Raw genomic sequence first — 10,827 nt, 5'->3', positions numbered from 1 at the left:
GCACGTCCTGGGCAACCCGCCCGCCCGGACGACCGGCGCCGCCCCCACGTTCAACGTCGGGCACGGGCCCTACCCGCCCGCTCCGCCCGCCCTGCCCTGGGCGCTCAAGAAGGAGTCCCTCCAGCGGCAGGCCTTCTCGGCCGCCAAGGTCGGCGACCGCCCCGGGCAGACCGACGGGTCGCGGCAGGCGCCCGCGGCCAAGCCCAACGCCAAGCGGCCCACCGGCAAGGCCACCGTGCCCGACGTGCCCAAGCCGGACCTGCGCTCGCTGCCCGCGTACGGCATCACCGTCAACGACGGCTACGAGGAGAAGGCCGGCCGGGACTACCTCGCCTTCAGCGCCAACGTGTGGAACGCGGGCCCGGCCAAGCTCGTCGTGGACGGCTTCCGCACCCCGGGCAAGGAGCTGATGGACGCCTACCAGTACTTCTACGACGCCAAGGGCAAGCAGGTCGGCTACACCCCGACCGGCACCATGGAGTGGGACCCGCGCCCCGGCCACGAGCACTGGCACTTCACGGACTTCGCCAGCTACCGGCTGCTGAAGGCCGACAAGAAGGAGTCGGTGCGCAGCGGCAAGGAGGCGTTCTGCCTGGCCAACACCGACGCCGTCGACTACACGGTGAAGAACGCCAACTGGCACCCGGACAACACCGACCTGTCCACCGCGTGCGGCCAGGAGAACTCGATCTCCGTCCGTGAGGTGCTCGACGTCGGCTCCGGTGACACCTACACCCAGGACCTGCCGGGCCAGTCCTTCGACATCACGGGGCTGCCCAACGGCACGTACTACATCCAGGTCCTCGCCAACCCGGAGAACCGGCTCAAGGAGACCAACCACAAGAACAACAGCGCCCTGCGCAAGGTCGTCCTCGGCGGCAAGAAGGGCGCCCGGACCGTGAAGGTTCCCGCGCATGACCTGGTGAACGCCAACTAGTGCGCGTCAGCGATGCGTTGATCCGCACCGCCTCCACCGTTTGATCCGTCGGCCCCGGGAGAGTTCGCTCTCCCGGGGCCGGTCGGTTGCCGGGGCCGGGCCCGTCAGTCCTCGCCCTCCAGGTTGCCTTCCGTCTCCAGGTACACCTGGCGCAGCGCTTCCAGGACCGCCGGGTCCGGCTTGGCCCACATGCCGCGGGACTCGGCCTCCAGCAGGCGTTCCGCGATGCCGTGGAGGGCCCAGGGGTTGGCCTCCTGGAGGAACTGCTTGTTCTCCGGGTCCAGGACGTAGGTCTGGGTGAGCTTGTCGTACATCCAGTCGGCGACCACGCCGGTCGTGGCGTCGTAGCCGAAGAGGTAGTCCACCGTGGCCGCCAGCTCGAACGCGCCCTTGTAGCCGTGGCGGCGCATCGCCTCGATCCACTTCGGGTTGACCACGCGGGCTCGGAAGACGCGGGACGTCTCCTCGACCAGGGTGCGCGTGCGGACCGTCTCGGGGCGGGTGGAGTCGCCGATGTACGCCTCCGGGGCGGTTCCCTTGAGCGCACGCACGGTGGCCACCATGCCGCCGTGGTACTGGAAGTAGTCGTCGGAGTCCGCGATGTCGTGCTCGCGGGTGTCGGTGTTCTTCGCAGCGACCTCGATGCGCTTGTAGGCGCTCTCCATCTCCTCGCGGGCCGGGCGGCCGTCGAGCTCGCGGCCGTAGGCGTAACCGCCCCAGACCGTGTAGACCTCGGCGAGGTCGGCGTCGGTGCGCCAGTCGCGGGAGTCGATGAGCTGGAGGAGGCCCGCGCCGTACGTGCCGGGGCGGGAGCCGAAGATGCGGGTCGTGGCCCGGCGTTCGTCGCCGTGCTCGGCCAGGTCGGCCTGGGTGTGCGCCCGTACGTAGTTGCGCTCGGCCGGTTCGTCCAGCGAGGCGGCCAGGCGTACGGCGTCGTCGAGGAGGCCCACCGTGTGCGGGAACGCGTCGCGGAAGAAGCCCGAGATGCGGAGCGTGACGTCGATGCGGGGGCGGCCCAACTCCTCGTACGGGATGGGCTCCAGGCCCGTCACCCGGCGCGAGGCGTCGTCCCAGACGGGGCGGATGCCGAGCAGCGCGAACGCCTCCGCGATGTCGTCGCCCGCCGTGCGCATCGCGCTGGTGCCCCAGAGGGAGAGGCCGACCGAGGTGGGCCAGTCGCCGTTGTCGGTGCGGTAGCGGGTGAGGAGGGAGTCTGCCAGGGCCTGGCCCGTCTCCCACGCCAGCTTGGAGGGGACCGCCTTGGGGTCGACCGAGTAGAAGTTGCGGCCCGTGGGGAGCACGTTGACCAGGCCGCGCAGCGGGGAGCCGGAGGGGCCCGCCGGGACGAAGCCGCCATTCAACGCATGCACGGCGTGGGTGAGTTCGTCGGTCGTCGCCGCCATGCGCGGGACCACCTCGGTCGCCGCGAAGGTCAGGATGTCGGCCACGGCTTCCGGCAGACCGGCGGCCACGGTCGCCACTGCCTCCGGGTTCCAGTCCGCGTCGTCCATCGCCTGGACCAGGGCGCGCGCCTGCTCCTCGATCGCGTCGGCGTCGGTGCGGGTGGCCGCCGACTCGTCGAGGCCCAGCGCCTCGCGCAGGCCGGGGAGGGATGCCGTACCGCCCCAGATCTGGCGGGCGCGGAGAACCGCGAGGACCAGGTTGACCCGGTCGTTCCCGGCGGGCGGGTTGCCCAGGACGTGCAGGCCGTCGCGGATCTGGACGTCCTTGATCTCGCAGAGCCAGCCGTCCAGATGCATGATGAAGTCGTCGAAGCCCTCGTCCTCCGGGCGGTCCTCCACCCCGAGGTCGTGGTCGAGCTTCGCCGCCTGGATCAGCGTCCAGATCTGGGCACGGACCGCGGGCAGCTTCGCCGGGTCCATCGCGGCGATCTGCGCGTGCTCGTCGAGGAGTTGCTCCAGGCGCGCGATGTCGCCGTAGCTGTCGGCGCGGGCCATCGGCGGGACGAGGTGGTCGATGAGGGTGGCGTGCACGCGGCGCTTCGCCTGCGTACCCTCGCCCGGGTCATTCACCAGGAACGGGTAGACCAGGGGGAGATCGCCCAGGGCCGCGTCGGGGCCGCAGGCGGCGGAGAGGCCCGCGTTCTTGCCGGGCAGCCACTCCAGGTTGCCGTGCTTGCCCAGGTGGATCATCGCGTCCGCGCCGAACCCGTTGTCCTCGGCGGAGGCGGCGATCCAGCGGTACGCGGCCAAGTAGTGGTGGGACGGCGGGAGATCGGGGTCGTGGTAGATCGCGATCGGGTTCTCGCCGAAGCCGCGCGGCGGCTGGATGAGGATGAGGAGGTTCCCGCGCCGCAGGGCCGCGAGGACGATGTCGCCCTCCGGGTTGGCGGAGCGGTCGACGAACATCTCGCCGGGGGCCGGGCCCCAGTGCTCCTCCACCGACTCCCGCAGCTCCTGCGGGAGCTCGGCGAACCAGCGGCGGTAGTCGGCGGCCGGGATGCGGACCGGATTCTTCGCCAGCTGCTCCTCGGTCAGCCACTCCTGGTCGTGGCCGCCCGCGTCGATCAGCGCGTAGATCAGCTCGTCGCCGTCGCCGGAGACCAGGCCCGGGATCTCCTCCTCGGGCCCGAAGTCGTACCCCTCGGCGCGCAGGCGGCGCAGCAGGGCCACGGCGCTGGCGGGGGTGTCGAGGCCGACCGCGTTCCCGATGCGGGAGTGCTTCGTCGGGTAGGCGGAGAGGACCAGCGCGATGCGCTTCTCCGCATTGGGGATGTTCCGCAGCTTCGCGTGGCGTACGGCGATCCCGGCGACCCGGGCCGCGCGCTCGGCGTCGGGGACGTACGCCGGGAGGCCGTCCTCGTCGATCTCCTTGAAGGAGAACGGGACCGTGATCAGGCGGCCGTCGAACTCCGGCACCGCGATCTGGGTGGCCGCGTCCAGCGGGGAGACGCCCTCGTCGTTCTCCTCCCAGGCGGTACGCGGACTGGTGAGGCAGAGCGCCTGGAGGATCGGCACGTCGAGCTGGGTCAGCGCACCCGCGTCCCACGACTCGTCGTCGCCGCCGGCCGACGCCTCGGCGGGCTTGGTGCCGCCCGCCGCGAGGACCGTGGTCACGATGGCGTCGGCGGTGCGGAGCCGGTCGATGAGGTCGGACTCCGGCGTACGGAGAGACGCGACGTACAGCGGGAGCGGGCGGCCCCCGGCGTCCTCGACCGCCGTGCACAGCGCCTCCACGAACGCGGTGTTCCCGCTCATGTGGTGGGCGCGGTAGTAGAGGACGGCGACGGTCGGCGCGCCCTCGGGCACCGCGCGGGCCTCCCGCTCCAGCGGGCCCCAGGCGGGGGCCGGGGCGGGCGGCTCGAAGCCGTGGCCGGTCAGCAGCACGGTGTCGGAGAGGAACCGGGCCAGCTGCTCCAGGTTGGCGGGCCCGCCGTGCGCGAGGTAGGCGTGCGCCTCGGCGGCGATGCCGATCGGCACGGTGGACGCGGCCATCAACTGGGCGTCGGGGGCCTGCTCACCGGTCAGCACGACGACCGGGCGGCCGGTGGCCAGCACCGCGTCGAGGCCCTCCTGCCACGCCCGTACGCCACCGAGGAGCCGTACGACGACGAGGTCGACGCCGTCCAGCAGCTCCGGCAGTCCGTCGAGGTCGACGCGGGAGGGGTTGGCGTACCGGTAGCTGACGGGCCCCTCGGAAGCGCGGGCGCTCAGGAGGTCGGTGTCGGACGTCGACAGGAGCAGGATCATGCTGCGTCAGGCCTTCCTCGGGGTGTCCACGCCCCGGGCGGGTGTCGGAGGGTCTCCCCGGGCGGTCCGGTGGCTACCGGGCACTCGGGGAAGGGAGTTCCTGACTCGTCCGGCAGCCGGTGGTGGCGGCGGCCCGACTCACAGTGGCGGGACCGCGCCGGAATCTCACCGGGCTTCCTCCCCTGTCGCCGTCTGGCGATGGCGGCCTGAACGGACCACCGCCTGCATCCTAAGCGGCGGAGGTGGGGGCGGGGCAGGGGGCGTGGGTGCGGTGGTGATCACTGTTTGGCGTGGTGGCCACCCCTGTGTGGGTGGGCGCGCGTGGCGATCACCGCCTGCGGTGACGGGCGGTGGTGGCCGCCGCCCGGTGCGCTGTGGTTCCTGTCGCGGGGCAGGCCGTTCCCCCGCGGCCCGCTGTCCCGCAGGTCACAGCTGCGGGCCCATCGCCGGGACCGGCCCGGTCGGTATGCTCGCCGCCATGCCCGAATCCGCCCCCTCGCCCCTTTCCGTGGGCGGCCCAGCCCTCCGCGGCAGCGGCGACGCCTGCCCGGGGACGCTGCGGCTGCACCGGGCCGACGACGGTGCGCTGGCCCGGGTCCGGGTGCCCGGCGGGGTGCTGAGCGCGGACCGGGCGGACGCGCTGCTCGCGGCGGCCGAACGGTTCGGGGACGGTGAGCTGCATCTCACCTCGCGGGGCAACGTCCAGCTGCGCGGCCTCGACGCGGCGTGCGGCGGCGCTCTCGCCGAACTGCTCACCGCCGCCGGGCTGCTGCCGTCCGCCGCGCACGAGCGGGCCCGCAACATCGTGGCCTCGCCGCTCGCCGGGCTGGACGGATCGTCCCCGGTCAGCGCCTGGTTGTCCGAACTGGACGGCCTGGTCTGCGGATCGGCCGCCGCCGCCTCGCTCTCCGGCCGCTTCCTGTTCGCCCTGGACGACGGCCGCGGCGACGTGGACGCACTGGGCGCGGACGTGACCCTGATCGCGGAGGGTGACAGCTTCCTCCTGCGCATCGGGGCCGAGGACGAGGTGTTCCGGGTACCGAGCGGGGAAGGCCCGCGCGCCGCGCTTCTGGCCGCCGAGACGTTCCTGCGGGCCGCCCGGGATTCGGGCGCGTGGCGGGTGAAGGACCTGCCCGACGACGTACGGGCCGGAGTGCGCACCGACGTACGGGCCGAGCTGGTTCGCACCATCGAGGCAGCCGCAGGTCCGGCCGTCCACCGCCCCCGTCCGCGTACGGCCACGCCCCCCGCCCCGGGCCCGCACGGTTCCCCGGACGCGATCGGCGTCGATGTTCCCCTCGGGCGGCTCACCTCCGCCCAGTGGCGGCTGCTCACCGGAACGGCCCGCCGGCACGGCGACGAGCTGCGGCTCACCCCGTGGCGCGGGATCGTCGTCCCCGGACCGTTCGGGCGGCCGGACGATGCGGCCGCCGCGCTCGACACCCTGGCTGCGGCCGGGTTGATCACCGCCCCCGACTCCCCGTGGACCGGGGTCGGGGCGTGCATCGGCCACCCCGGCTGCGCGAAGTCCCTGTCCGACGTACGGGCCGAAGCGGGGGCCGCCGTCGGACCGGTCGGGCGGCTCCCTGTGTACTGGTCCGGGTGCGAACGCCGCTGCGGCCACCCCCACGGGGAGTGGATCGACGTGGTGGTCACCCCCGACGGGCACCGGATATCGCACGTACGCGGAGAGCGTCGGGATCCCCCGCGGACGGTCCGGGACGACCCGGCCGCGCTGGCGGCGGCGGTGGCCGCGGCCCGCGCCTGAGCACGCTCCCCCTCCCCCCTACCGGCAGAAGAAAGCGACAGCACTGTGCACCAGTACGAGAAGAACGGACCGGCGATCTACCGCCAGTCCTTCGCCACCATCCGCGCGGAGGCGGATCTCGCCGGGCTGCCCGCCGACGTCAGCCAGGTCGCCGTCCGGATGATCCACGCCTGCGGCATGGTCGATCTCGTGACGGACCTCGCCTTCTCGCCGAACGCCGTGGCCGACGCCCGCGCCGCTCTGCGCGCCGGCGCACCGATCCTCTGCGACGTGGCGATGGTGGCCAGCGGGGTCACCCGCAAGCGGCTGCCCGCGGACAACGACGTGGTGTGCACGCTGTCCGACCCGTCCGTGCCCGAGCTGGCGGCGAAGATGGGGACGACGCGGAGCGCGGCGGCCCTGGAGCTGTGGCGGGACCGGATGGAGGGGGCGGTGGTCGCGGTCGGCAACGCCCCGACGGCCCTGTTCCGGCTGCTGGAGATGATCGAGGAGGGCGCCCCGCGCCCGGCCGCCGTGATCGGCGTCCCAGTCGGCTTCGTCGGCGCGATGGAGTCCAAGGAGGCCCTGGCCGAGCACCCGTCGGGGCTGGAACACCTGATCATCCGGGGCCGTCGCGGCGGCAGCGCGATAGCGGCGGCGGCGCTCAACGCCATCGCGAGCGAGGAAGAGTAGTGATGAGCGAGTCCAGCGACAGCACGGGCCGTCTCTACGGTGTCGGGCTCGGCCCCGGCGACCCGAACCTGATGACCCTGCGGGCCGTCCGGGCCATCGGCGAGGCGGACGTCGTCGCGTACCACAGCGCCCGGCACGGCCGCTCGATCGCGCGCTCCATCGCCGCCGCGCACCTGCGACCCGACCACATCGAGGAGGCCCTGGTCTACCCCGTCACGACGGAGACCACGGACCACCCGGGCGGTTACCGGGGCGCGTTGGAGGAGTTCTACGAGAAGGCCGCGGCCCGTCTCGCGGCGCATCTGGACGCGGGCCGCACGGTCGCGGTGCTCGCCGAGGGCGACCCGATGTTCTACGGCTCGTACATGCACATGCACAAGCGCCTGGCGGACCGGTACGCGACCGAGGTCATCCCGGGTGTCACCTCCGTGAGTGCTGCGGCCGCCCGGCTCGGCACTCCCCTCGTCGAGGGCGAGGAGATCCTGACGATCCTGCCCGGCACGCTGCCGGAGGAGGAGCTGACGGCCCGTCTCGCCGCCACGGACACGGCGGTGGTGATGAAGCTGGGGCGCACGTTCCCGGCGGTGCGCGGGGCGTTCGAGGCGTCGGGGCGGCTGCCGGAGGCGCGGTACGTGGAGCGGGCCACGATGGCCGGGGAGCGTACGGGCGAACTGGCGGACATCGAACCGGAGTCGGTCCCGTACTTCTCGGTGGCGGTGCTGCCGAGCCGGGTCGACGCGCCGCGCCCATCCGGACGGACCGGCGGTGAGGTCGTGGTCGTCGGCACCGGTCCGGCGGGCCCGCTGTGGCTGACGCCGGAGACGCGGGGCGCGCTGGCGGCTGCGGACGACGTGGTCGGCTACACCACCTATCTGGACCGGGTGCCGGTCCGCCCGGGCCAGGCGCGGCACGGCTCGGACAACAAGGTGGAGTCGGAGCGGGCGGAGTTCGCGCTGGACCTGGCCCGGCGGGGCCACCGGGTCGCGGTGGTCTCGGGCGGCGACCCCGGGGTCTTCGCGATGGCGACGGCGGTCCTGGAGGTGGCCTCGCAGGACGACTACGCGGACATCCCCGTCCGTGTGTTGCCCGGCGTCACCGCGGCCAACGCGGCCGCCGCCCGCGCGGGTGCGCCGCTCGGCCACGACTACGCCACGATCTCCCTCTCGGACCGGCTCAAGCCGTGGGAGGTCATCGCGGAGCGGCTCCGCGCGGCAGCCTCGGCGGACCTGGTCCTCGCTCTGTACAACCCGGGTTCCAAGTCCCGTACGTGGCAGGTCGGCCAGGCCCGCGACCTGCTCCTGGAACACCGCTCGCCGGACACCCCGGTCGTTCTGGCCCGGGACGTGGGCGGCCCGACGGAGTCCGTGCGTACGGTGCGGCTGGCCGACGTCGACCCGGCGGAGGTGGACATGCGGACGCTGCTGATCGTGGGCTCGTCGCAGACGCGGTGGGTGAAGCGGGGTGAGGACGGCGGTCAGGGCATCGTCTGGACGCCGCGCCGCTACCCGGAGGCGTAGAGCCGATGCCCGGGGGCCGCTCCCGGGAGGCGCGGGCCTGCTATCCGGAGGCGTGGAGCCGCGCCACCCAGTGCGCGGCCTCGTCGGGCGTACGGGCCACCGGCACCCCTTCCGGTACCGGTGGCCGCCGGACGACCACGACCGGGATCCCGGCCTCGCGGGCGGCGGTGAGCTTGGGGGCGGTGGCGTTCCCGCCGCTGTCCTTGGTGACGAGGACGTCGATGCGGTGACGCCGGAGGAGGTCCCGCTCGCCGTCGAGGTCGAACGGTCCCCGGTCCAGGAGCACCTCCATCCGGGCCGGGCAGGGCGGCTCCGGCGCGTCGACGGACCGCACGAGGAACCACAGCGCGTCCAGGCCCGCCCCCGCGAAGGCGGCGAGCCCCATCCGCCCGGTGGTGAGGAAGACCCGCTCGCCGAGTGCGGGCAGCAGCCCGGCGGCCTCGGTGAGAGAGCCGGTGGAGTGCCAGCGGTCACCGTCCTGGGCGACCCAGCCGGGCCGGCGGAGGGCGAGGAGGGGAACATGGGCCAGGGTGGCGGCCTCGGCCGCGTTCCGGCTCATGGCGGCGGCGAAGGGGTGGGTGGCGTCGATGAGGGCGTCCACGTCGTGCTCACGCATCCAGGCGGCGAGCCCCTCGGGCCCTCCGAACCCGCCGACGCGCACCTCGCCGGGTGGCAGCCGGGGGGCGGCGACGCGTCCGGCGAGCGAGGTGGTGACCCGGACGCTCCGGTCACCTGCCAGACTCTCGGCGAGCCGGCGCGCCTCGGTCGTACCGCCCAGAACGAGAACATGCACGGCAGCAGGCACAGGCATCGGAACGGACTCTTCTCATGAACGCTGAGGCGCAGGGCGGTCGCAGTGCACAACTCAAGCACACCGGTCTGCGCCCCGGCTGGACGACCGGCGCCTGTGCGACGGCGGCGACGACGGCCGCGTACACGGCGCTGCTGACCGGCGACTTCCCGGACCCGGTGTCCATCACGCTGCCGAAGGGCCAGACACCGGCGTTCGCGCTGGCGGTGGAGGAGCTGACGGCACAGGGGGCGAGCGCCGGGGTGGTGAAGGACGCGGGCGACGACCCGGACGTGACGCACGGGGCCCTCGTGCGGTCGACCGTACGGAAGCTGCCGCCCGGCTCCGGTGTGGTGTTCCGGGCGGGCCCGGGCGTGGGTACGGTGACGCTCCCCGGTCTGCCGCTGGACGTCGGGGAGCCCGCAATAAATCCGGTGCCGCGCCGGCTGATGCGGGAGCACGTGGAGCGGGTGGCGGCGGAGCACGGTGCGGCGGGCGACGTGGAGATCACGGTGTCGGTCGACCACGGCGAGGAGATCGCCCGCTCGACGTGGAACGGCCGCCTCGGGATTCTCGGCGGCCTGTCGATCCTCGGCACGACCGGGGTGGTCGTCCCCTACTCCTGCTCGGCCTGGATCGACTCGATCCGCCGGGGCGTGGACGTGGCGCGGGCGGCGGGCCTGACGCATGTGGCGGGCTGCACGGGTTCGACGTCGGAACGCACGGTGCGCGCGGAGTACGACCTGCCGGACATCGCCCTGCTGGACATGGGGGACTTCGCGGGCGCGGTGCTGAAGTACGTACGCCGGCACCCGGTCGACCGCCTCACGATCTGCGGCGGCTTCGCCAAGCTGTCCAAGCTCGCGGCGGGCCACCTGGACCTGCACTCGGCCCGCTCCCAGGTGGACAAGGCCTTCCTGGCCGACCTGGCCCGCCTGGGCGGCGCGGACGAGGAGCTGGCTTCCCGGATCGCCACCGCCAACACGGGCCTGGAGGCGCTGCGCCTGTGCGAGGCGACGGGCGTCCCCCTGGGCGACCTGGTGGCGGCCCGCGCCCGGGACGAGGCCCTGTCCGTGCTCCGGGGCGCGCCGGTCGCGGTGGACGTGCTGTGCATCGACCGGGCGGGGGTGGTGGTGGGGCGGGGGTAGTCCCACGGGAAGCCCGCTTCACGGTGCCCTCGGGCGGCTACCGCATACCGCGGGCACCCCATGAAAGACCGCCGGTCATCCGTGCTGAATGCCAACCCCCGGACCAACGGCCGGTTCACTGTCGGCACGCGGGCCTCATCGGTGTCAGGTCGAAACGGAGGCGGAGCAACGCGTTCACCGCGTTCACCTCTGCCTTTTCGGTCAGCTGCAAAAGCGTGGCCGGCCCGGTCGGCAGAGCGGAATAGTGACTCACGCCGAACACGGGCGCTCGGGGGCCCTGAAGGT

At 73.5% G+C, this 10,827-nt stretch carries 7 protein-coding genes and 1 riboswitch; of the genes, 5 read left to right on the top strand and 2 right to left on the bottom strand.

Annotated elements, in window-relative coordinates; genetic code table 11:
- The coding region (locus D3105_RS19505) for a lysyl oxidase family protein (RefSeq protein ID WP_276311848.1) at positions 1-937 on the top strand (937 nt) is incomplete at its 5' end.
- A gap of 104 nt (positions 938-1,041) precedes the next feature.
- On the opposite strand, the gene cobN is transcribed toward D3105_RS19505, so the two are convergent.
- Positions 1,042-4,647 (bottom strand): cobaltochelatase subunit CobN, encoded by a 3,606-nt coding sequence (cobN, locus tag D3105_RS19500; RefSeq protein WP_118904404.1) that lies wholly within the window; start codon positions 4,645-4,647, stop codon positions 1,042-1,044.
- A 94-nt stretch (positions 4,648-4,741) separates the two neighbouring features.
- A riboswitch (cobalamin riboswitch) is annotated at positions 4,742-4,827 on the bottom strand.
- Between the two features lie 286 nt (positions 4,828-5,113).
- Between cobN and D3105_RS19495 the strand changes: the two genes are divergently transcribed.
- From D3105_RS19495 to D3105_RS19485, 3 genes are read left to right on the top strand one after another with little or no spacing between them, the layout of a single operon-like run.
- Entirely contained in the window at positions 5,114-6,415 is a 1,302-nt protein-coding gene (locus D3105_RS19495; protein ID WP_118904403.1) for a cobalamin biosynthesis protein CobG, read from the top strand.
- Positions 6,416-6,460: 45 nt separating this feature from the next.
- Complete coding sequence (locus tag D3105_RS19490; RefSeq protein ID WP_118904402.1) at positions 6,461-7,087, top strand: precorrin-8X methylmutase; 627 nt, start codon at positions 6,461-6,463, stop codon at positions 7,085-7,087.
- Between the two features lie 2 nt (positions 7,088-7,089).
- Complete coding sequence (locus D3105_RS19485; protein ID WP_118904401.1) at positions 7,090-8,604, top strand: precorrin-2 C(20)-methyltransferase; 1,515 nt, start codon at positions 7,090-7,092, stop codon at positions 8,602-8,604.
- A gap of 40 nt (positions 8,605-8,644) precedes the next feature.
- Here D3105_RS19485 and D3105_RS19480 read toward each other — a convergent pair whose 3' ends face one another.
- Entirely contained in the window at positions 8,645-9,415 is a 771-nt protein-coding gene (locus D3105_RS19480) for a cobalt-precorrin-6A reductase (RefSeq protein WP_118904400.1), read from the bottom strand.
- A 17-nt stretch (positions 9,416-9,432) separates the two neighbouring features.
- Here D3105_RS19480 and D3105_RS19475 point away from each other — a divergent pair, with 17 nt between their 5' ends.
- Positions 9,433-10,542 carry a cobalt-precorrin-5B (C(1))-methyltransferase gene (locus tag D3105_RS19475; RefSeq protein WP_118904399.1) on the top strand — a complete coding sequence of 370 codons (1,110 nt, stop codon included), beginning with the start codon at positions 9,433-9,435 and terminating at the stop codon, positions 10,540-10,542.
- Positions 10,543-10,827: the final 285 nt, after the last annotated feature.

It is taken from the genome of Streptomyces globisporus (genome assembly GCF_003501885.1).
Taxonomy (GTDB): Bacteria; Actinomycetota; Actinomycetes; order Streptomycetales; family Streptomycetaceae; genus Streptomyces; species Streptomyces globisporus_D.
This window is presented reverse-complemented; position numbering and strand designations above follow the sequence as displayed.

Excerpts from the sequence above, each read along its gene's own strand:
- cobN (WP_118904404.1), bottom strand. The coding sequence starts at position 4,647 with ATGATCCTGCTCCTGTCGACGTCCGACACCGACCTCCTGAGCGCCCGC.
- D3105_RS19495 (WP_118904403.1), top strand. The coding sequence starts at position 5,114 with ATGCTCGCCGCCATGCCCGAATCCGCCCCCTCGCCCCTTTCCGTGGGC.
- D3105_RS19485 (WP_118904401.1), top strand. The coding sequence starts at position 7,090 with ATGAGCGAGTCCAGCGACAGCACGGGCCGTCTCTACGGTGTCGGGCTC.
- D3105_RS19480 (WP_118904400.1), bottom strand. The coding sequence starts at position 9,415 with ATGCCTGTGCCTGCTGCCGTGCATGTTCTCGTTCTGGGCGGTACGACC.
- D3105_RS19475 (WP_118904399.1), top strand. The coding sequence starts at position 9,433 with ATGAACGCTGAGGCGCAGGGCGGTCGCAGTGCACAACTCAAGCACACC.